Source organism: Methylomonas sp. Uni0011 (genome assembly GCF_056850255.1).
Genome location: NZ_JBVVNO010000002.1, coordinates 301,023 through 322,742 on the forward strand (window position 1 = coordinate 301,023; position 21,720 = coordinate 322,742).

Consider the following 21,720-nt stretch of genomic DNA (forward strand, 5'->3'; position numbering starts at 1 on the left):
TATGTCGATCACAGCTCAGGAATTGGTTGCTGCCGCCAAGCAGCAGATCACCGAAATCGACGTCGCCGCCGCCAACGCCCGGTTGTCCGGCGCGTTGCTGCTCGATGTGCGGGAGCCGGCCGAATTTGCCGCCGGCCATTTGCCGGGAGCGGTCAACATTCCGCGCGGCGTCTTGGAGTTTCAAATCGGCGGGCACCCGGCGTTTCAGGGTAAGCAGGATGCCGGTATCGTGGTCTACTGCCAGAGCGGCGGTCGCTCCGCGTTGGCAACCCAGGTCCTGAACCAGTTGGGATATTCCGGCGCGGTTAGCATGGCCGGCGGCTTCAAGGCTTGGGCGGAGAGTGGACTCAAGGTTGAATGAGTTAAGCCAGATCCGGATCGACAAATGGCTGTGGGCCGCGCGCTTTTTCAAAACCCGCGGTCTGGCGGCCGATGCCGTCAGCGGCGGTAAGGTCCATGTCAACGGTCAACGTTGCAAGCCGGGTAAGGACATCAAAATCGGCGATCTGGTCACGGTGACCAAAGACCAGTACACCTGGGAAGTGCGGGTAACCGATCTAAATCAGCAGCGGCGTCCGGCTCAGGAAGCCGCCCGGCTTTACCACGAAGACGAGACCAGCTCGGAAAGACGCCATCAGCAAATCGAATTGCGCAAGCAGCAACAAGCGTTACAACACCCATACGAACGCGAACACAAACCTAACAAGAAACAACGCCGGCAAATCCACCGTTTCAAGCAGGACTCGTTGTAAAGTCTTACGGCGAGCGGATAAAACGGTAGCCACTTCGCAAGCTTCAATTTATTATTCCGCGCTGAATGTAGTGAATTGAGCTTGGCGATTTTGTAATACACTCGCAGTTCGATTCCGTTAAGCAAAGCCTAAGCCGCCCCCGCTAGCTTGAAAACAGCGGCCGTCGAACCTTGCCAAATTTGTTTAGGACCATTAATGCCGATCAGCCGATTATTTTTCCTACCCGTCACGCTAATTGCCGGTAGCCTGATCGCCGGTTGCGCCACGACCCGGCAGATCGCGGTGGATTACCCCAAAACCGAAACCTTACCGATCAAACCCTTACGCGGTCATGCGACGGTCGGCGGCGACGATTATTACGTGCAATTGGTGTCGGATTTCGAGTTCAAAGGCGACAGCGCGCTGAAAGGCGGTTGTAACGAAATGGGCGGTCATTACGAGAACGGCGATTTGTCGGCGGCTTTGATATTCAGCGTGCACAACGAAACCTTGAAGCTGAAACGCGAAGTCAGCGGTTTTCTATATCAAGCGACCACCGGCAAATGCAATTTCAAATTGGAGACTAATAATGCCAACCTGACGCCGTGGGTGAGATTGGATATCGGAAAGGATACGCTGGTCGATTACAACTTTTTAACCAGCAACAGCCACGAAGCTAATCTGTCTCAGCTGTTCAGCGATATCAATGCAGCCAGTGGTTTGTTTGGAGTAACCGTGTTAGGGGGGGTAGCTGGCAGAATTCTGAATCCCATAGATTTTGTGGATAACAATCCGAATCTGGTGGCGAAAACCCCTGCCGCGACTGGAAAATACAGTTCCGAGACTCATTCCTTGCCAGCTAGCGTGGTTTTGGCCGGCGATAGCGGCAATTTTAACCAGAGCCGTTTGGCGGTCTACGAAGTGGTTGAAGGCGGCTGGAAAGCCTGGAGTTCGGAGTCCAAAATGCTGGGCGAATTGCGGATTTATCCGGAGATCGCCACGTCGTTGTTGTTAAAAACCAGCGGCGACACCGTACCGGACGCTCACGATTCATCGTTGGAGGAATTGTGGCGTGCGCCGGTACAAACCGCTAACGGCGAGATCAGCCTGCAACAATTGATTAATCAGGTCGATCCCGCCGCCAAGCCCAATTTGCAACCGGACTGGCGCAACTACGAAGAGGTGGAAAGCCAATGCCGGCGCTTGAAATTGGTCATGAAGGACTTGGGCTTCAATAAATTCGACCGTAACGCCGTGTTGTATTACTTCCTGGCCAAAGCGCCTGACTGGAAAAATTTCAATATCTCTGCGCAGAAGGCTATGACCGACGAAATTCGGCCGAAATTGTTGGAGCAGTATCGGGCCAAGGACTTTTCCGGCTGCTTGGCGGCCGAGGACTATACGGCCATGAAAAACATGCGCTTACCGGTCAACACGCTACAGGACTGGGATAATCTGACCAGTTCCCGGCAGAAGAAAGAGGGTGTGATCAGTCCGATTCAATCGGCGGCGCGCCAATTTTTGTCAGCATTGCAAAATCCGAATCAGGATGAAGCGGCCCGGCAGCTGTATCCGTTGTTGAATACCGAAAAATCCGGCAACGGTTCGGTATTGCTGCAGAATCATTTGAGCAACTTCGGCTTGGAAGCCTTGTTGCAACTGCCGAATATTGCCGATGACGGTGTGGTGATCAATGCGGCGCAGTTGGCCAGCGTGTTTGGCGCGCTCAACGTCGAGAGTTTCAGTTGCGCGCGGCCGGCGCAGGAACAAGGCCAGCCGCTGGCGAATATCGGCATCATGTTGTTCGCGACCAAACCTGGCAGTCCGCGCGAGAAAGGCGGTGCGCTGGAATTCGAATTGGTGCAGGGCAAAATCAGCCGTTTGGCGTTTCAACACCCGTCGTTTCGCGATTTCGAACAAAATTTGGCGGACTATCCCGATTTGGGCGGTTGCCGGATAGATGCCGAATTCATCAACCGATTGCACTGATCTGAAGCCGATGCCGATCGCGATCAACCGGAGAAAAGCCTTGATTGCCGCCGCGGCAGTCTCCGCCGGCGTGGCAAGCTATGCGTTGGCCGGGTTTTACCTGCTGCCGAAAATTGCCTTGAGCAAGCTGCCGGAAATCATCAAGCAACAAACCGGGCAAACGCCACAGTTGAAACAGATCAGTCTGAACCCGTTCAGCTTGGTGATCGAGCTGCGGGATTTCTCGTTGCCGGCCGGGGATGGGCAGCTGCTGGGCGGTTTCGAAAGCCTGCGCATCGATCTGGCGTTTTGGCGTTCGGTCGGAATGGGCGGTGCCGTGGTCGACAGCATCGAGTTGACCAAACCGCAATTCAATATTAGCCGCCGGGCCGACGGCAGCTTTAATTTTGCCGATCTGCAGCCGCAGCAAACCAAAGCTGAAGACACGCCGGAGCCGGACGCCGCGGCCAGCCCGTTCAAACTGGCGATTCATCGTTTGGCAATCGCCGAAGGCAAAGTCGCCTGGTCGGATGCCTCTTCCGGTCAAACGCTGGCGGAAACTTTATTGCCGGTCAATTTGAGCTTGCAGGAAATCAGTACTCTGGCTGATCAAACCGGTAACGGCAAGTTGACTTTGGGCCTCGAGTCAGGCGGTAGCATCGAGTGGAGCGGCGATTTAAGTCTGCAGCCGTTAGCCTCGAAGGGACGAGTAACGCTCGACGGTATCCGGTTGGACAAAATTTGGCAGTTGTTTTTGCAGGAGTTGCCGGTGCGGATCGAGGCCGGTCAGGCTGGTCTGCAAATCGAATATCAAGTAACGGTTGGCGATACCGGTGCCGTCACGGTGCTGAACAACGGCGCGCTGGCCTTGCGAGAGTTGGCAGTCGTCGAAAAAGCCACCGGGAAGCCTTTGATCGATTTACCTGAATTAGTCGTCAGCGGCATCGGCGCCGATTTAGGCAGTCAAGCCGTCACTATTACCTCGGTTGTCAGCAACAATGCGGCGATAAAGGCTTGGCTGCAAGCTGACGGAGTGGTCAATTATCAGGCCTTGTTCGCCGACGACGCTGGCGGCTCGGCAGCCGGCGCCACTCAAACAAGCGGTAGCGCCGCTCCGGTTGCCGATGCCGGCAAACCCTGGTCGATTCGGTTGGGCGAGTTGGCGTTGCACGATTACCAAATCCATTTTACGGATTTTAGCCAAGCCAAACCGTTCGAATTCAAACTGACCGAGTTGAATTGCTCATTACAGAATTTCAGTTCCGATCTGGCCGGCAAACTACCGTTGCAGTTCGATACCCGTTTGAATCAAGCGGGTAGCTTGGCGCTGAAAGGCGATATGACGCTGGAACCCTTCGTCGCCGATTGGGATTTGCATCTCAAGGACCTGCAGTTAAAACCCTTCCAACCCTACTTGGAACCGTTCATAAAGCTGGAAGTGGTGGACGGCGACGTCAATGCGGCCGGCAAACTGCATCTGGCTGCCGCCGAGCCGTTTCAACTCAAATTCACTGGCGATGCCGACATCGACAATCTTTTGACTCGCGACCAACTGAAAAACAAGGATTTCGTGAAGTGGTCGAATCTGGCGCTGAACGGCATCGATATCGATTTGGCCGCGCAAGACTACAAGCTGGAGAACGTGGTATTGGAACGTCCTTATGTGCGGTTCAATATCAAAAAGGACGGTAGTACCAATATCGACGATATCCTGGTCGAACAAACAGCCGAACCGGTACCGACGACAAAGCCGGTTCAAACTCGCGGCAAGTCCGAAACCGCGACAGCCCAGGCGGATGAGCCCCGTCTGAGCATAGGCAAGATCGAGATGCGTAACGGCAACTCGAATTTCGCCGACTATTCGTTGATTTTGCCGTTCGTAGCCGAAATGAACGGTTTGAACGGCGAAGTGAGCGGTTTTTCTTCTGCCAAGGATGCCGTCGCGACGATGGCTTTGAAAGGCAAGGTTTACGATATGGCCTTGGTGGGCATCAAGGGCAAGTACCAGTTCCAGAGCGGTGACTCCGATATTGCCTTGAATTTTACCCATATGCCGTTACCGTTGATCACCCCTTATATGGCGGAATTTGCCGGTTACCGGATAGAGAAAGGCCAGATGGCTCTGGATTTGCACTACAAAATAAAGAGCGGCCAGCTTGAAGTGCAAAACAAACTGTTAATCGATCAATTGACTTTGGGTGATAAAGTCGAAAATCCGAATGCAGTGTCCGTGCCGTTGCATTTGGCAATTGCCTTGTTGAAAGACGCCGACGGCAAAATCAATCTGGATTTTCCGATTTCCGGCAGCCTGGAGGATCCGCAATTTAGCGTCGGCGCCCTCGTGCGCGACGTGTTGGTGAACTTGGTCGCCAAGGTGGCAATGTCTCCGTTCAAGGCCATTGCGTCGCTATTGGGTGACGACAAGGACTTCAGTGTCGTGCAATTTAATCCGGGTAGTGCCGAATTGGCTAAGGATGAGACGGTCAAGCTGGGCGAATTAAGCAAGGCCTTGTTGAGCAAGCCGGAACTGACCTTGGAAATCAAAGGCATTGCCTATCAGAATCAGGATTGGCCGGCGATGCGGTTCGAGGCCTTACAGGATGTACTGAAAAAAATGAAATCCGGCGAACTGCGCGATCAGGGTCAGAAGATTCGTCACGAATATATTCAGCTTGCCGATGACGATTACAAGCGCTTGTTGGCCAAGTTTTTCGCGGAAGTGTTTCCGGAAGATTTCGAACGCAGTCTGCTTGGTACGCCCCGTATTAAAAGCAAACCCGACGCGGATTTTTACGCTTTGGCGCGCGAGCGGCTGGAAAGCATTTTTCAACCCGATCCGCTAAAACTCAACGATTTGGCGGTAGCCAGGGCTAACCATATCGCCCAATATGTCGCCGACCAGCCGGGCGGAATCAGTCGGGACAGAGTCTACATCCTGGCGACCGAGCTGAACCAGGCTGACGCAGCCGACGGCATCAAGTCGGTGTTAACATTGAGTGCAGGGCCTTAGGGTCTGCCAGGCTGCGACTCGCTCAGCCCGTAAACCCGTGATAAATAAGATTGGGCTAATCGGCGGAGGGTGCGGTTGGAGATACTGCCGGCACCCAACTTTGCTGCGTTGCGGTGTAAGATAGGCCCACTGCTTAGGCTGAGCCGGGTCGCGGCGAAATTCATTTAGTGTTACTAACCCATTGGAGTAGCTATGAAAAATAAGCTTGTTCGTTCGATGTTGACGCTGGCCTTGACTGCGGCCGGTGCGTTTTCGTCGGCCCCGGCGCTCGCCGAAGCGTTTACTTCGTGCACGATGACTTACAAAATGAGCGGCTGGTCTTTGGTTTACAAGCAATACGACGGTATCGGCAATATCAGTTGCAGCAACGGTCAGCGCGCCCAGGTAGCTTTGGCGTCGAAAAGCATCGGCTTTACCATCGGCAAGTCCGAGATCGAAGGTACCGGGGTGTTTTCCGATGTGAAGAATTTAAACGAGATTTACGGTAATTTCGTCGCCTTGGAAGGCCATGCCGGCGCGACCAAATCGGTGGACGGCCAAGTGTTGACCCGCGGCGAAATATCCTTGGCATTGTCGGGTAAAGGGCGTGGGATAGACATCGGCGTAACCTTGGGTGCCCTGACCATTTCGCCGCGTTGATGCAAGCGCGCATCTTGGGGTTCGGTGTTCGTCGTTAGGCCGCCACAGGGAGCTAAGCGCATGCCTTTCGTACAACGCGGCGCCGATGGCGCCATTGTCACGGTAAGCGACAACGGTAACGGAGAATGGTTGGCGGCAGACCACCCCGAGTGGTTGGCCTACGCCAAAGCCCGCTACGAGCAGGATGCCCGTCAGGCTTTGTCGGATACCGACAGCGAGATGGTGCGGGTGATAGACGATTTGGTCGATTTGCTGGTGGCCAAGCAGGTATTGATCTTTACCGAGTTGCCCGAGCGGGTGCAATCCAAATTGCTGGCCAGAAAACAGCTCAGAAACGATATCAACGCATTGCAAAGTCCGATGGTCGATGACGAGGCGCTTTTCTAGAAAATGGGGGCTATAGTTGTTCGCGTCACCCGGCAGCGTTGGCCGCGGCGTTACGAAAGCGCGCTAAGCGCGTACATTATTTGAGCTGTTTGTGAAAAACTCGTTCTTTTTAGTCATTCCCGAGCAAAGAAACGATCCCCAGCTGCTGGCTTCGTTCAGCGACGACGCGCTCAAACAATGGATTACCGAGCTTCCCACGGCGAATCCAGGTCTGGCTGCGCGCTTGTTCTACGAATTGCTGGGCGAGTTGATATCGGTAGACATGCCGGCCGCCAAACGGCTGCACGCGCTGGAAATGCTGAGGGACAGTTTTTTTCTGATCGATGACTACCTGCGTTCCCGCCTGACCCGGTCGGGTTTTCCCAAGGGCGATAGCGAAAAAAAAATTTTCGCCTTGACCTGTAGCATCGAACGCCAGTTTACGATCGGTTACTGGAGCGTGGCGCGCGAGCTGACGCGGCGCGAGATTGGCTGGATGCAGGCCAAGCCGACCGTGTTGTCGATTCAGCGCACGATCAAGGGTTTGAGCCGTATCATCATTACCCATTACATGATGAGTTATCCGATTCCGGATTGGATCTGGATCGACCTGCATTCCTTGTACAAGCTGGCCGTGAAGTTGGATAAAGCCGATGTCAAAGCGGCCGAACAGGGCGGCATTTTCAGTAAGCAGTCGTCGATCGAGGACAGTTACAAACAAATTTTATTGCTCAGCCTGGCCTATCCGTCGGGTTTGATGCAGAAAGAATTCCAGCTGGTTTACGAGTTCATCGAAAAAATCGCCGATCTGCTGGAGATCGAGACTAAACCGGTCGCCGGCCAAGCCGTGCAATGTTCGATTCTGATGGACGAGGATTTGCCGCCGGCCTTTCTGGCCAGCAGCGGGCAAAGCGACCGCCGCTCGGATTCGGCGATGCTGTATCTGAATCTGAGCAAGCTGGCCAAGGTTTTCAAGCATCCCGACAAATTTTCCAGTAAGGACGAAGCCCGCTTCAGCTCGCTGGAAATGGAAAAAAGCCAGCAGCAACGTCTGCCGGCCGAGTTGTTCGATTATTTACTGCAGCGCTGGCAGGGCAAGGAGCCACAGGGTTCGGTTTATTTCAGCGACCGGCTCGACCGCTACGTCGCGATCGGCCTGGAGGCCACGTTCGACTTGCTCGACACCTCGCGCGCCGGTGCCGGTTCCGGTTTGGAAAAACGCGCCGAGACCGACTCGGAGCGCGCGTTGTCCTGCAATTTCGACCAGGAAGGCGTGTTGTCGATCGGCAGTTTGGTCAGCTTCAGAAAGATCGACGCCTTGCCTCAGCAACGAGCGTTGGGCGTGGTCTGCAAAATACTGGTGCCCAAACAGGACAGCAAGCTGATTTTCGAGTTGATGGTGATCGCCGCCCAGACCTACGCGGTGACCTATCAGGCACTGGATGCAGCACCCGGCGACGAGCGCAAAAAGGCCTTGATTTACGGCGCGAAAGACCACGAAGGCGAGAAGAGTTATATCATTATGGATTCTTTTCGATTGAAAGACGGCGACCTGCTCAGGATGTATATGGGGAACGAGAACTTTCCGATCATCCTCAACGGCCGGCGCAATATCGGCCTGGGGTATTGGCAATTCGAGTGCCGGCGGATTCTGGACGAATCCACCATACCGCAACAACCCAAGAAGAAAGGCTATGACTTTATATAACCCATGCCACAAGCGCCCGATACATCGTATTGCGGGAGCGTGGCTGCCAAGCGACGGACTCAATGACCACCAATAGCGATCAACCCGCTGATTTTTCGACTTTCGTCGATCCGCACGCCGAACGCGAAGCGGAAAAATACGAGAACCCCATCCCCAGCCGCGAGCTGATCCTGGAGCTGATCCAGCAAGCCGGCAAACCGTTAAGACGCCAACAAATCGCCCAGCAATTCGGGCTGGAATCGGCCGATGCCCAGGAAGCGCTGCGGCGTCGGCTCAGAGCCATGGAACGCGACGGTCAATTGAGCTTTAACAGCCGGCAAAAGTATTGCATCGGTTCCGGCCACAACACCATCGCCGGACGAGTCCTTGGTCATCCGGAAGGCTTCGGTTTCCTGAAGCCGGACGACGGCAGCGAAGACTTGTTCCTGTCGCCGCGGGAAATGAAACCGCTGATGCCGAATGACCGGGTAATCGCCCGCGTCAGCGGCGTCGACCGTCGCGGCCGGCGCGAGGCTACCGTGATCGAGGTTACCGAACGTAACACCCATCAGATCGTCGGCCGCTTTTTCACCGAGGGCCGCGTTGCCTACGTGGTGCCGGACAATAAGAAGGTCAACCACGAAGTGTTGATCGCCAAGGAGGATACCGGCGGCGCCAAGAACGGCCAGATCGTCGTCGCCGAAATCCTGCAGCAACCCAGCGCCCACTGCCAGCCGATTGGTCGCATCAGCGAAGTGCTGGGTCTGCACATGGCGCCGGGCATGGAAATCGAAATGGCGATTCGTTCCTACGATTTGCCGAACCAATGGCCGGATGCGCTGCTCAAGGAAATCAAGCCGTTGACGCCGGAAGTGCCGGAACAGGCCAAACAGGGTCGGGAAGACATCCGCCAGTTGCCGTTGGTGACGATAGACGGCGAGGATGCTCGCGATTTCGACGATGCGGTTTACGCCCAAAAAACGCCGAAAGGCTGGAAATTGCTGGTGGCGATCGCCGATGTGTCGCATTACGTCAAAGTCGGCACCGCGTTGGACGATGAAGCGAAGAACCGCAGCACTTCGGTGTATTTTCCGGAAAAAGTGATTCCGATGCTGCCGGAAATCCTGTCCAACGGCCTGTGTTCGTTGAACCCGGCCGTGGACCGCTTGTGCATGGTCTGCGAGTTGTTGATCAGCAGCGAAGGCCTGGTGTTGCGCTCGCGCTTCTTCGAAGCGGTGATGCGCTCCCACGCTCGCTTGACTTACAGTGCTGTGGCCAAGATGTTGGTGGACGGCGATCAAAAGCTGATTAAAAAGCATCAAGAACTGATGCCGCATCTGCAGACTTTATACGATTTGTACAAAGTCATGCGCCAGCAGCGCGAACTGCGCGGAGCGATGGATTTCGATACCCAGGAAACCAAAATCGTATTCGGGCCGGAGCGCAAGATCGCCGAGATTGTGCCGCTAGTGCGCAACGATGCGCATAAATTGATCGAAGAATTCATGATCACCGCCAACACCGCGGCGGCGCGCTTCCTGAATCGCAAGAAAATGCCGCGCCTGCTGCGGGTCCACGACGGTCCCGGCGCGGAAAAACTGCTGGCGTTGAAGACCTTTCTGAACGAATTGGGCTTGCATCTGGGCGGCAAGGCCGAACCGACGCCGTTGGATTATATGCATTTGCTGGAATCGGTACAGCAGCGCCCGGACGCGCATTTGATCCAGACCTTGTTGCTGCGCTCGATGTCGCAGGCGGTCTACAGCCCGGAGACCAAAGGCCATTTCGGCTTGGCACTGGACGCTTACGCCCACTTTACCTCGCCGATCCGGCGCTATCCCGATCTGTTGGTGCATCGGGCGATCCGGCACTGTCTGGCCGGCCATAAACCGGACACCTTCCATTACAGCCATGACGACATGGTGCTGCTGGGCGAACATTGTTCGGCCAACGAACGGCGGGCCGACGAGGCCACTCGCGACGTGGTCAGCTGGCTGAAATGCGAATATATGATGGACAAGATCGGTGAGGAGTTTGCCGGCGTAATTTCCGCCGTGACCGGCTTCGGCTTTTTCGTAGAATTGCAGGCTATCTATGTCGAGGGCTTGGTGCATATCGCCTCGTTGCAGGACGATTATTTCAATTTCGATGCCAGCAAGCACCAGTTGTACGGCGAACGTAGCGGTATTCGCTACCGCTTGGGCGACAGCGTACGGATTCGGGTGGTACGGGTCAGTCTGGACGACAAGAAAATCGATTTCGAACTGGTGCAGGCCGGTAAAAAGAACAAGGCCAAGGCTGCGCCGGCCAAGGATAACGGCAAGAAAAAGGCTAAGAAGTCCAAAGCCGAGCCGGCAAAGACCAGTGCCAAATCTAAATCCAGGAAGCGCCGCCGCTCATGAATTTGACTCATCTGTTCGGCATCCACGCGGCTCAAGCCGCTTTGGAATATTCGCCGCAAAAAATCCGCCGCGCCTGGGTCGATAGCCAGCGGCAGGATGCCCGCCTCAAACCGCTGCTCGACGAGCTGGCCGCACTGGGCATCGGTCTGGAAAAAACCGAGCGCAAGAAGTTGGATAAACTGGCCGACGGCAAGAACCACCAGGGTATCGTCGTCGCCGTCGAATTGCCAGCCATGCGCAGCGAGGACCGTTTGAAGAGCGATGTCGAGGCGTTAACCGAGCCGGCGTTTTACCTGATTTTGGACCAAGTCCAGGATCCGCATAATCTCGGCGCCTGCCTGCGCACGGCCGACGCGGTCGGCGCCCACGGTGTGATCGTTACCAAGGACAATGCGGCCGGCATTACGCCCACCGTGTGCAAGGTCGCCAGCGGGGCCGCCGAAACCGTGCCGGTGTACCAAGTCACCAATCTGGCGCGGACTTTGCGCTGGTTGAAGGAACAACATATCTGGATCATGGGCGCGGCCGGCGAAGCCGAGCAGACCGTCTACGACATGAAACTGGATATGGCATTGGCTTTGGTGATGGGCGCTGAGGGTAGCGGTATGCGCCATCTGACCCGGCAACACTGCGACTTTCTAGTCAAGATTCCGATGCTGGGCCAGGTAGAAAGCTTGAACGTTTCGGTTGCGGCCGGAGTGCTGATGTACGAAATCTTTCGGCAAAAACATCTGGTCTAGCGGCATGCGGCGGCTGCGCAGCATCGTTTGCGTTCTGGCGCTTTTTTCATTACAGGCGGCACGAGCCGATTTGTCCGCCCAGGCCATTGCCATGAACTGTCTGAATTGCCACGCTAGCGGTCAGGCGGCGGCGAGTCGTTTGCCCGAGCTTGGCCGTCTCAGCGCCGCCGAATTGGAGCAGACCTTATTGGCGTTTAAGTACGACAGGCGGGCGGCAACGTTGATGCCGCGACTGGTTAAGGCCTATAGCGATGCGGAGCTTGTCGCCGTGGCGGCCTACCTGGGGCGGCAGTGATGAGAACCGTATTGTCGCGGCGTCGGTTTCTGAGCGGCTGTGTCGGTTTGGGTGCAGGCTTGCTGGTCGGCTGCGGCCGGTGGCCTGTGTCGGATCCTGCCGAACCGCGGGTGGTCGTGGTCGGCGGCGGTTTCGCCGGCGCTACCGTCGCCAAATATCTGAAAATATTGGACGAAGGGATTCGCGTTACGCTGGTCGAAGCGCAATCCCGTTATACCACCTGTCCGGCCAGCAATTGGCTGTTTGCCGGGCTGGGCGATATGGCGCGCCTCAACGTGGATTATCAGGCGTTGCACAGCCGTTATGGCGTTGAGGTGGTGGCCGATACCGCGATCAGCCTGGATATGACGCGCAAACGCTTGCAGTTGCAACGTGCTGGCGTTCTGGCCTACGACCGCCTGATCCTGGCGCCCGGGATCGATTTTCGCTGGGGTGCGATAGCCGGTTACGATGCGGCAGCCGCCGAACGCTTCCCGCACGCCTGGAAGGCCGGGCCGCAGACCTTGGTCCTGTTGCGGCAAGTGCAGGCCATGCCAGACGGTGGCGTAGTGTTGATCGCAGTGCCGGCGGACCCGTACCGCTGTCCGCCGGGGCCTTACGAGCGGGCCAGCATGATGGCATTCTGGCTGAAGCAACACAAACCGCGGGCCAAGATTCTGATTCTCGACGCCAAGCGCAGTTTCTCCAAACAGGCGTTGTTCGAGGACGGCTGGGCCAAGCATTACGGCTACGGGACGCCGAACAGCCTGATCGAATGGCACAGTCTGGCCGACAATCCGTTGCTGGAATTGCACACCGACTCAAAGACCCTTGTCAGCGAGTTCGGCGACCGTTTTACCGGCGACGTGCTGAACATCATTCCGCCGCAAACGGCCGGCTCGATTGCGCGGCAAAGCGGCTTGGCCGAGGCCGGCGGCTGGTGTCCGGTCCGGCCGGCCAGCGCACAATCGAGATTCGACGAGTTTGTGCATGTGATTGGCGATGCGGCCAACTATGCGCCGATTCCGAAGTCGGCCTTTGCTGCCAATTCCGAAGCGAAAGCTTGTGCGCTGGCGGTTGTTTCGCTGCTGCGGGAGCGGCCGTTGGCTGAGGCGCATTGGCTGAATACCTGTTACAGCCTGATCACGCCGGAGCACGGGATTTCGGTGGCCGGAGTTTACCAGCCCGATACCGGCAATACGGTCAGTCCGGTCAGCGGGGCGGGCGGTGTCAGCGTCCGAAAAGATGGCGAAGCCGAGCGGGCCGAAGCCGAATATGCGCAAATTGTTTACCGCAATTTGGTGGCGGATAGTTTCGGTTGATTTGGTTTGTCCATTAATATTATAAATTTCAAAAGGTTGTGCGTTATTTTTTGGAGGTTTGTTTCTATTGTTTTGCTTTGCTTTTGAAACAAAATAAGAAAGCAATTTTTCGGCCAAAATTAACCAGTATTTACCTTGGAAGGCGCGGGAATGACAAAACAGCATGTTACAATCGCCGCATTTATCGATCCTGGTTGACTGCGTGAAGAAAAACCCGCTTTTGCAAATCCTGTTGTTGAGCATGCTAACCGGCAAAGCTGTTCAGGCCAGCAGTTTCGTAGTCGAGGACATCAAAGTTAAGGGTTTGCAACGGATTTCGGCTGGTACCGTCTATAACTATTTGCCGGTCAACGTCGGCGAAACTTTTACCGAAGACAAGCAAGCCCAGGCGATTCGGGCGTTGTTCAATACCGGTTTTTTCAAGGATATTGCGCTGGAACGCGACGGCGGTACTTTGATCGTTAATGTCGTGGAGCGGCCCTCCGTTGCCAAAGTCGTGATCGAGGGCAATAAAGACATTAAGAAGGAAGATCTGACCGAAGCTTTGAAGAAAATCGGTTTGGCCGAGGGCAAGGTCTACAACAAGCAGGTTTTGGATAAGGTCGAACAAGAGCTGCGCCGCCAGTATTTCAGTCACGGTAAATACGGTCTCAAAATCAAGACCGAAGTCACCGAACTCACCCGTAACCGGGTCGGCATTCACATCGATATTTCCGAAGGCCGGGTTGCCAAGATCAAACAGATCAATATCGTCGGCAGCAAGTCGTTTTCCAACGATGTATTGCGCAAGGAATTCGAATTAAGCACTACCAACTTCCTGTCGTTTTACTCGAAAGACGACCAATATTCGAAACAGAAGCTGTCCGCCGACTTGGAAAAGCTGCGCTCGTATTACCTGGACCGCGGTTATATCAATTTTTCGATCGAATCGACCCAGGTCGACATCACGGCCGATAAAAAGGAAATTTACATAACGATCAACGTCAAGGAAGGCGACGTGTACATGCTGGACAAGGTCAAATTGTCGGGCGATTTGATCGTGCCGCCGGAAGAGCTAATCAAACTGGTCAAGGTCGGTCCCGGCGAAATTTTCTCGCGCAAGAACGCAACCGAAACCTCCAAAGCGATTTCCGATCGGCTGGGCGATGAAGGCTATACCTTTGCCAACGTCAACATGGTGCCTGAGATCAACGAACCAAACAAAACCGTGGCGATGACGTTCTTCGTCGACCCGGGCAAGCGGGTTTACGTGCGGCGCATCAATATCAAGGGCAACACCAAGACCCGCGACGAAGTTATCCGCCGCGAAGCCCGGCAGATGGAGTCCAGCTGGGCTGCCAGCAGCAAGATCGAGCGCACCAAAACCCGTCTCGACCGCTTGGGTTATTTCGAAGAAGTCGGCGTCGAGACTCCGCCGGTGGTTGGCGCGGCGGATCAAATCGACGTGAATTATTCGATCAAGGAAAAGGCTTCCGGTAACTTGCAGGCCGGTATCGGTTATTCCCAGGTGCAAGGCATCATCTTCAATGCCAACGTGTCGCAGGACAATATTTTCGGTACCGGCAAACGCGTCGATTTCGCCTTCAATAACAGCAGTATCTTGACCCGCTACAACCTGGGCTTTACCGACCCTTACTACACCTTGGATGGCGTGGCGCTCGGTTATAACCTGGGCTATACCTCGCGTAACGCCTACGCCGCCAACCTGGCCAGTTACAACACCAACATTACCAATGCCGGCGTCAATTTCGGGATTCCGTTGAACGAATTCGACCGGATCGGTTTCGACGTCGAATTGAAGCGCACCGAAATCGAAAACACGACCTTGTCGTCGGATACGATTTTGAGGTTTTTGGGGTTTAGCAAGGGCGATCCGTTGGTAACCAAGTCCAAAAGTTTCAACACCTTATCCACCTCGATGGGCTGGACCCACGATACGCTGGACCGGGCCACCTTCGCTCACAGCGGCGGTCAGCAGCGGGTATCGGGTTTGATCACGGTGCCGGGCAGTGATTTGGAATATTTCAAGATCGGTTACAAGCATCAGCATTATTTTCCGTTGTCCAACGACTTTACCTTCCGCTTGCTGGGCGAAGTCGCTCACGGAGACAGTTATGGCGGCGATTCCGGTTTGCCGTTCTTCGAAAACTATTTCGCCGGCGGTACCAACGACGTGCGCGGTTTCATGCAGAATACGCTCGGCATCATCGATACCAACGACTTGAATCCGACCAATACTTTCCGGCGCCCGGTCGGTGGTTCCACCAAAATGATCGGCAAGGCCGAGTTGTTTTTCCCGGTGCCGTTTTTGAGCGACGTCAAGTCGGTCCGGATCGGTTCGTTTATCGACGCCGGAACGTTGGCGCCGGGACTCAATACCGGCGACCTGAAAAAATACTTCCGTTATTCGGTTGGTTTGAGCGGCGAATGGTTGTCGCCGTTCGGGGCCTTGGCCGTTAGTGTCGCCCAGCCGATGAATACCGAAGATACCGACCGGACCCAGGCTTTCCAGTTTACCTTCGGTTCCGGATTTTAGTTCAGTTCAGGCCGGTTTTGCCCTATAATCGCCGCTGCGTTTTGTCTTAACTCATAATTGACCGGAGATGGTTTTAACCATGAAAAATAGAATTTCTTTGTTTTTAATGCTGATGATTTTTGCCGGCATAAGCCACGCGGAGCTGAAAATCGGCTTTGTTAACGTGGCCAAAGTATTGGAGAAAGCGCCGCAAGCGGCAAAAGCAAAAACCCGCCTGGAAACCGAATTCTCACCCCGGGACAAAGCGTTGGCTGCCCAACAAAAAGAAATCAAAACGCTGGAAGAGAAATTGGGTCGTGATAGTGCCGTGATGAGTGACGACGAGCGCCGCAGACTGGAAAAAGACGTATTGGATAAAAAACGCGAATTCACTAGAGCGCAACAGGAATTCAGTGAAGATTTCCAGATGCGCCGCAATGAAGAGTTGGGTACTTTGCAAAAACGCATCGTAGAAGCTGTCAGAGCCTTGGCGAAAGAAGAATCTTTCGATTTGTTGTTGACCGACGGCGTGATTTACGCCAACGACCAAATTGATGTCACCAGTCGCGTCCAACAAAAGCTGGAAACCCTGTCGCAGTAAATTCTTCGCGGCTTTCCTGATCCAAATATCGGAAAGCCGCCGCTCAGTTTACGGAAGGCTTGAGTTTGTCGCGCCTTCCAGTCCACCCGTCTTCATCTAAGCGCTATGGCCGGAACACTCGATATTCTGCAGATTCAGAAACTACTCCCGCATCGTTACCCGTTTTTGTTGGTGGATAAAGTGGTTGATTGCGAGCCCGGCATCAGCTTGAAGGCTTTGAAAAACGTCACTTTCAACGAGCCTTTCTTTCAGGGGCATTTCCCAAGCCAGCCGATCATGCCTGGCGTATTGATTATGGAAGCACTCGCGCAAGCCACGGCTTTGTTGACGTCGCAAAGCGACGACAAGCTGGGCGAGGGTGCCGTCTATTATCTGGCCGGAATCGACAACGCCCGCTTCAAGCGGCAAGTGGTGCCGGGCGACCAGCTGTGCCTGCATGTGACTTACCTGAAACACAAGCGCCATTTGTGGTCGTTCGATTGCCGGGCCGAAGTCGACGGCGAACTGGCAGCCAGCGCGCAAATCATGTGCGCCGTGTCGGTGGCTTAAATGATCGATCCCAGAGCGATTGTCCATCCACACGCCGATTTGGCGGAAGACGTTAGCGTCGGCCCGTTCACGGTAATCGGGCCGGACGTGCAAATCGATGCCGGTACCGAGATCGGGCCGCACGTGGTGATCAAGGGGCCGACCGCGATTGGCCGAGATAACAAAATTTACCAATTCTCGTCGATCGGCGAAGACCCGCAGGATAAAAAATACGCCGACGAAATTACTCGGCTGGAAATCGGCGACCGCAACGTGGTCCGCGAATTCTGCACCATGCACCGCGGCACTCAGCAGGATCAAGGCTTGACCTTGATCGGCAGCGATAACTTGTTTATGGCTTACACCCACGTGGCCCACGATTGTGTGATCGGCGACCATGTCATCATGGCCAACGGCGCATCGATTGCCGGTCACGTTCACCTCGGCGACCATGCGATTCTCGGCGGATTTACCCTGGTGCACCAGTTTACCCAGATCGGCGAGTACAGCTTTTCAGCAATGGGCAGCGCAATTACCCAGGATATTCCGCCTTACGTGATGGTCGGCGGTAGGCCGACCCGTCCGCACGGCATCAACTCGGTCGGTATGGAGCGCAACGGCAAGTCGCCGGAAGTGATCCGCCAGATTCGCCAAGCTTACAAAATTCTGTACAAAAATAATCTGCGCCTGGAAGACGCGATCGAAGAAATGGAAGGCATGGCCGGCGAAAGCAACGAACTCTCCAATATGGTCAGTTTCTTGCGTAATGTCACACGCGGCATTCTCCGCTAATTCCCCGCTACTCATCGCCGGCATCGACGAAGTCGGGCGCGGCTGCATCGTCGGCCCGGTGGTCGCTGCGGCGGTGATTCTCGATCCGGCCCGGCCCATCGCCGGGCTGGCCGACTCGAAAAAACTCAGCGAAAAACGTCGCACTGCGCTGGCCGAGGAAATCAAGGCCAAAGCCTTGGCCTGGGCGGTCGGTCGGGCCGAAGCCAGCGAAATCGAGGCCATCAATATCCTGCAAGCCACCTTTGTCGCGATGCGGCGCGCCTATACGCAATTACCGATCAAGCCCGATTATATCAAGGTCGACGGCAATCGCCTACCCGGCATAACGTGTCCCGGCGAAGCGGTCGTCGGCGGCGACGCGCTGATCGCCGAAATCTCCGCTGCCTCAATCCTGGCTAAAGTGGCCCGCGACAGCGAAATGGCGGTGTTGGATCGGCTGTATCCCGGTTACCATTTTGCCGGCCACAAAGGGTATCCCACTCAAGTCCACCTGACAGCGTTGGCGCAACTGGGCGTTACGCCGCAGCACCGCCGTTCTTACGCGCCCGTGAAAAAATTCCTCTAAGCCGATGAGTCCGAGCTTCGTTCATCTGCGTATTCATACCGAGTTTTCGCTGGTTGACGGCATCGTCCGGATCAAGCCGCTGGTAAAAAAACTCAGTGAATTTCAAATGCCGGCCGCAGCTATCACCGAACAGAGCAATCTGTTCTCGCTGGTCAAATTCTACAAGGCCGCGCAAGGCGCCGGTATCAAACCGATAGCCGGCGCCGATGTCTGGATTTATAACCCCGAAGAACCGACGGCGCCGCATCGCTTGACCTTGCTGGCCCGCAACCAGCCGGGTTACGTGACGCTGACCGAGTTGGTTTCCCGCGGTTATCAGGAGGGCCAACACCAGGGCATTCCGATGCTGCAGAAAGATTGGATTGCCGAAAACCACAATGGCTTGATCGCGTTGTCCGCGGCGATGCAGGGCGACATCGGTGCCGCACTGCTGGCGGAAAATCGGGCTCAGGCCCGCGCTTGCGCCGAATTTTGGAGCGGTTTGTTCCCCGATTGTTTTTATCTGGAATTGCAACGCGTCGGCAAGTCGGACGAAGAACGCTATATCGCTCTGGCGGTGGAGTTGGCCGCCGAAATGGACCTGCCTGTCGTTGCCACCAACGATGTGCGGTTTTTGAACCCCAGCGACTTCGAAGCCCACGAAGTGCGGGTGTGCATTCACCAAGGCCGGGTGCTTGACGATAGCCGGCGGCCGAAAGACTATACCAATCAGCAGTATCTGCGTAGCGCCGAGGAAATGGCCGAGTTGTTCGCCGATATTCCGGAAGCTTTGCAAAACAGCGTCGAAATCGCCAGGCGTTGCACCGTCGAATTACGCCTGGGCGAAAACTTTCTGCCGGATTTCGAAGTGCCGGATGGCATGACTCTGGGCGATTATTTCAAGCAAGCCTCGCGCGAAGGTCTGGAGGAGCGCTTGCAACAGCATGCGCCTGTTGGTAACGGCAGCTTCGAGGAAAACCGCAAGGTCTACGACCAACGGCTGGAAATCGAGCTGAACGTGATCGTGCAGATGGGTTTCCCCGGCTACTTCATGATCGTTGCCGATTTCATCCAATGGGCCAAGAACAACGACATTCCGGTCGGGCCGGGCCGGGGGTCCGGCGCCGGCTCCCTGGTGGCGTATGCGTTGAAGATCACCGACCTCGATCCGATCGAATTCGATCTACTGTTCGAACGCTTTCTGAATCCGGAACGGGTATCGATGCCCGACTTTGACATCGACTTCTGCATGGAACGCCGCGACGAGGTGATCGATTACGTCGCCCGCCATTATGGTCGCGACCACGTCTCGCAGATCATTACCTACGGTTCGATGGCGGCCAAGGCGGTAATCCGCGACGTGGGTAGGGTGATGGGGCATGCCTACGGTTTCGTCGACCGGCTGGCGAAACTGATTCCGTTCGAAATCGGCATGACGCTGGACAAGGCCTTACAGGAAAGTCAGGAGCTGAAAGACCTGTACGAAGCCGAAGAAGAGGTCAAACAACTGGTCGACATGGCCCGCTCGCTGGAAGGTATTTCCCGCAACGCCGGCAAGCATGCTGGGGGCGTAGTGATCGCGCCGACCAAACTCACCGATTTTTCGCCGCTGTATTGCGAGCAGGGCGGCGGCAACCTGGTGACACAGTTCGATAAGGACGACGTCGAAGCGGTCGGGTTGGTTAAATTCGACTTCTTGGGCCTGCGCACGCTGACCATTATCGATTGGGCGCTACAGACTATTAACCGCCAGCGCGCCGAGAAAGGCGAGCCGCCAATCGACATTGCCCAAATTCCGCGCGACGATTTGCCCAGTTACGAGTTGCTGAAAAACGCCCAGACCACGGCGGTGTTCCAACTCGAATCGAGCGGCATGAAGGCGCTGATTAAAAAATTGAAGCCCGACTGCTTCGACGACATCATCGCGCTGGTGGCCTTGTTCCGCCCCGGTCCGCTGGAATCGGGCATGGTCGACGACTACATCAACGTCAAGCACGGCGCCAAGGCCGAGTACGCCCATCCGTTGCTGGAACCGATTCTGAAGCCCACCAACGGCGTTATTTTGTACCAGGAGCAGGTGATGCAAATCGCCCGCGAAATGGCCAGCTATACCCTGGGTGGCGCCGACATGCTGCGGCGGGCGATGGGTAAGAAAAAGCCGGAAGAAATGGCCAAGGAGCGCGCCAAATTTACCGAGGGTGCGATCGCCAACAACATCGACGAGAGCATCGCGACCTACATCTTCGACTTGATGGAGAAGTTCGCCGGCTACGGTTTCAACAAGTCGCACTCGGCGGCCTACGCGCTGGTGGCCTATCAGACCGCCTGGCTGAAAGCGCATTACCCGGCCGCGTTCATGGCGGCAGTGATGTCGTCTGACATGGACAACACCGATAAGGTGGTGGTGTTGATCGAGGAATGTCGGGAGATGAAACTACAAATCTGCCCGCCCGATATTAATCTGTCCGACTTCCGTTTCACGGTCAACGATAAGGGCCAGATCGTGTATGGCATTGGCGCGATCAAGGGCGTCGGCGAAAACGCGATCGACGATTTGCTAAAAGAACGTAACGCCAACGGCCCATATTCCGGCTTATACGACCTGTGCAAGCGCGTCGATCTGCGCAAAGTCAATCGCCGGGTGTTGGAAGCTTTGATCAAGGCCGGCGCGCTGGATTCGATCGACCCGAACCGCGCCGCGCACATGGCCGAGCTGACCACCGCGCTTCGCGTCGCCGAGCAACACGGCAAAATGGCGTTGGCCGGCCAGAACGACTTGTTTGGCTTGGGTGTCGAAGTCGAGGCAAGCGACAACGAGGCTGACGCCTATTCGACTATGGTCGAGCCCTGGACCGAAAAAGAAAAGCTGGAAGCCGAGAAGCAGACCTTGGGTTTGTTCCTGTCCGGTCATCCAATAGCCGAGTACCTGCCGGAGCTGAAGCACATCACTCACGGTACGCTAGGTAGCCTGGAAGTCGATGCCGGCCGGGCGCGCGGCAAGATGGAAGCCCGCGTCGCCGGCCTGATCGTGGAAATGCGCACCCGTCAGACCAAGCAGGGCAAGATGATGGGTTTTGCCACATTGGACGACCGTACCGGTCGCCTGGAAGTCGCCGCGTTTAGCGGTATTTTCGATAAATATCGGAATCTGTTGAGCAAAGATACGATTTTGATTGCGGAAGGCTCGCTGGCCATGGACGACTTTACCAACAGTCTACGCATGACCGCCGAGAAACTGTACGGCATGGAAGAGGCGCGCGAAATATTTGCGCGCAGCATAACGCTGGAAATCGATATCGCGAGCGCCGATCTGCCAAGCGACTGGCTGGCGCGTTTGCGGGATACGCTGTTACCGTTCCGCGGCGGGCAATGTCCGCTGGAATTGGAATATCGCACGGCCAGCGACAAGGCGGCGCTGAAATTAGGCGACGAATGGCGGGTGCGCCCGGCGGACGAATTGTTGATCCGTTTGCGCAGGCTATTAAACGAAGGCAGCGTTAAAGTCAGATATTAAGCAGTGTTGATTTGGTAATGCTAACCGTTGCCCAGGCTTTGGATTCTGCGTGGATGGTGCTAGGCTGCTTGTATGTGAATGGCTAGT

General features: G+C 55.6%; 17 protein-coding genes. All 17 read left to right on the forward strand.

What is annotated here, in order from left to right:
* The first annotated feature begins 1 nt into the window (after position 1).
* Positions 2–361 (forward strand): rhodanese-like domain-containing protein, encoded by a 360-nt coding sequence (locus tag AC0IM9_RS04110; RefSeq protein ID WP_140911344.1) that lies wholly within the window; start codon positions 2–4, stop codon positions 359–361.
* The gene (locus AC0IM9_RS04115) at positions 354–752 is read left to right on the forward strand and encodes an Hsp15 family ribosome-associated heat shock protein (RefSeq protein ID WP_482803167.1); all 399 of its coding nucleotides are present in this window, start codon (positions 354–356) and stop codon (positions 750–752) included. Before AC0IM9_RS04110 ends, AC0IM9_RS04115 begins: the two co-directional genes overlap by 8 nt.
* Before the next feature lie 195 nt (positions 753–947).
* Positions 948–2,720: a hypothetical protein gene (locus AC0IM9_RS04120; protein WP_482803168.1), complete on the forward strand. Its 1,773-nt coding sequence runs from the start codon at positions 948–950 to the stop codon at positions 2,718–2,720.
* Positions 2,692–5,709 (forward strand): DUF748 domain-containing protein, encoded by a 3,018-nt coding sequence (locus AC0IM9_RS04125; protein ID WP_482803169.1) that lies wholly within the window; start codon positions 2,692–2,694, stop codon positions 5,707–5,709. The genes AC0IM9_RS04120 and AC0IM9_RS04125 overlap by 29 nt, the downstream gene beginning before the upstream one ends.
* A gap of 192 nt (positions 5,710–5,901) precedes the next feature.
* On the forward strand, positions 5,902–6,348 hold the full coding sequence (locus AC0IM9_RS04130) for a hypothetical protein (RefSeq protein ID WP_140911341.1): 447 nt from the start codon (positions 5,902–5,904) through the stop codon (positions 6,346–6,348).
* Positions 6,349–6,408: 60 nt separating this feature from the next.
* The gene (locus AC0IM9_RS04135) at positions 6,409–6,735 is read left to right on the forward strand and encodes a hypothetical protein (RefSeq protein ID WP_140911340.1); all 327 of its coding nucleotides are present in this window, start codon (positions 6,409–6,411) and stop codon (positions 6,733–6,735) included.
* 91 nt (positions 6,736–6,826) lie between these two features.
* A complete protein-coding gene (locus tag AC0IM9_RS04140) occupies positions 6,827–8,422 on the forward strand; it encodes a cyclic-di-GMP receptor FimW-related protein (RefSeq protein WP_445371120.1) in 1,596 nt (531 codons plus the stop codon).
* A gap of 62 nt (positions 8,423–8,484) precedes the next feature.
* Positions 8,485–10,803 (forward strand): ribonuclease R, encoded by a 2,319-nt coding sequence (gene rnr / locus AC0IM9_RS04145; protein ID WP_482803170.1) that lies wholly within the window; start codon positions 8,485–8,487, stop codon positions 10,801–10,803.
* Positions 10,800–11,543 (forward strand): 23S rRNA (guanosine(2251)-2'-O)-methyltransferase RlmB, encoded by a 744-nt coding sequence (gene rlmB, locus AC0IM9_RS04150; protein ID WP_482803171.1) that lies wholly within the window; start codon positions 10,800–10,802, stop codon positions 11,541–11,543. The genes rnr and rlmB overlap by 4 nt, the downstream gene beginning before the upstream one ends.
* A 4-nt stretch (positions 11,544–11,547) precedes the next feature.
* Positions 11,548–11,838 (forward strand): c-type cytochrome, encoded by a 291-nt coding sequence (locus tag AC0IM9_RS04155; RefSeq protein ID WP_482803172.1) that lies wholly within the window; start codon positions 11,548–11,550, stop codon positions 11,836–11,838.
* On the forward strand, positions 11,838–13,139 hold the full coding sequence (locus tag AC0IM9_RS04160; RefSeq protein WP_482803173.1) for an FAD-dependent oxidoreductase: 1,302 nt from the start codon (positions 11,838–11,840) through the stop codon (positions 13,137–13,139). The genes AC0IM9_RS04155 and AC0IM9_RS04160 overlap by 1 nt, the downstream gene beginning before the upstream one ends.
* 202 nt (positions 13,140–13,341) lie before the next feature.
* The gene (bamA, locus tag AC0IM9_RS04165; RefSeq protein ID WP_482803316.1) at positions 13,342–15,675 is read left to right on the forward strand and encodes an outer membrane protein assembly factor BamA; all 2,334 of its coding nucleotides are present in this window, start codon (positions 13,342–13,344) and stop codon (positions 15,673–15,675) included.
* Positions 15,676–15,754: 79 nt separating this feature from the next.
* Positions 15,755–16,255 carry an OmpH/Skp family outer membrane protein gene (locus AC0IM9_RS04170; RefSeq protein WP_140911333.1) on the forward strand — a complete coding sequence of 167 codons (501 nt, stop codon included), beginning with the start codon at positions 15,755–15,757 and terminating at the stop codon, positions 16,253–16,255.
* 105 nt (positions 16,256–16,360) lie between these two features.
* A complete protein-coding gene (gene fabZ / locus AC0IM9_RS04175) occupies positions 16,361–16,804 on the forward strand; it encodes a 3-hydroxyacyl-ACP dehydratase FabZ (RefSeq protein ID WP_140911332.1) in 444 nt (147 codons plus the stop codon).
* Complete coding sequence (gene lpxA / locus AC0IM9_RS04180) at positions 16,805–17,575, forward strand: acyl-ACP--UDP-N-acetylglucosamine O-acyltransferase (RefSeq protein WP_445371114.1); 771 nt, start codon at positions 16,805–16,807, stop codon at positions 17,573–17,575.
* On the forward strand, positions 17,550–18,140 hold the full coding sequence (rnhB, locus tag AC0IM9_RS04185) for a ribonuclease HII (RefSeq protein ID WP_482803174.1): 591 nt from the start codon (positions 17,550–17,552) through the stop codon (positions 18,138–18,140). The genes lpxA and rnhB overlap by 26 nt, the downstream gene beginning before the upstream one ends.
* 4 nt (positions 18,141–18,144) lie before the next feature.
* Positions 18,145–21,633 carry a DNA polymerase III subunit alpha gene (gene dnaE / locus AC0IM9_RS04190; RefSeq protein ID WP_482803175.1) on the forward strand — a complete coding sequence of 1,163 codons (3,489 nt, stop codon included), beginning with the start codon at positions 18,145–18,147 and terminating at the stop codon, positions 21,631–21,633.
* Positions 21,634–21,720: the final 87 nt, after the last annotated feature.

Bases quoted from the DNA above. Each gene is read 5' to 3' on its own strand.
- dnaE (WP_482803175.1), top strand. From the start codon at position 18,145: ATGAGTCCGAGCTTCGTTCATCTGCGTATTCATACCGAGTTTTCGCTG.
- AC0IM9_RS04110 (WP_140911344.1), top strand. From the start codon at position 2: ATGTCGATCACAGCTCAGGAATTGGTTGCTGCCGCCAAGCAGCAGATC.
- rlmB (WP_482803171.1), top strand. From the start codon at position 10,800: ATGAATTTGACTCATCTGTTCGGCATCCACGCGGCTCAAGCCGCTTTG.
- AC0IM9_RS04160 (WP_482803173.1), top strand. From the start codon at position 11,838: ATGAGAACCGTATTGTCGCGGCGTCGGTTTCTGAGCGGCTGTGTCGGT.
- lpxA (WP_445371114.1), top strand. From the start codon at position 16,805: ATGATCGATCCCAGAGCGATTGTCCATCCACACGCCGATTTGGCGGAA.
- AC0IM9_RS04125 (WP_482803169.1), top strand. From the start codon at position 2,692: ATGCCGAATTCATCAACCGATTGCACTGATCTGAAGCCGATGCCGATC.
- AC0IM9_RS04170 (WP_140911333.1), top strand. From the start codon at position 15,755: ATGAAAAATAGAATTTCTTTGTTTTTAATGCTGATGATTTTTGCCGGC.
- AC0IM9_RS04120 (WP_482803168.1), top strand. From the start codon at position 948: ATGCCGATCAGCCGATTATTTTTCCTACCCGTCACGCTAATTGCCGGT.
- fabZ (WP_140911332.1), top strand. From the start codon at position 16,361: ATGGCCGGAACACTCGATATTCTGCAGATTCAGAAACTACTCCCGCAT.
- AC0IM9_RS04155 (WP_482803172.1), top strand. From the start codon at position 11,548: ATGCGGCGGCTGCGCAGCATCGTTTGCGTTCTGGCGCTTTTTTCATTA.
- rnr (WP_482803170.1), top strand. From the start codon at position 8,485: ATGACCACCAATAGCGATCAACCCGCTGATTTTTCGACTTTCGTCGAT.
- AC0IM9_RS04135 (WP_140911340.1), top strand. From the start codon at position 6,409: ATGCCTTTCGTACAACGCGGCGCCGATGGCGCCATTGTCACGGTAAGC.
- rnhB (WP_482803174.1), top strand. From the start codon at position 17,550: ATGTCACACGCGGCATTCTCCGCTAATTCCCCGCTACTCATCGCCGGC.
- AC0IM9_RS04130 (WP_140911341.1), top strand. From the start codon at position 5,902: ATGAAAAATAAGCTTGTTCGTTCGATGTTGACGCTGGCCTTGACTGCG.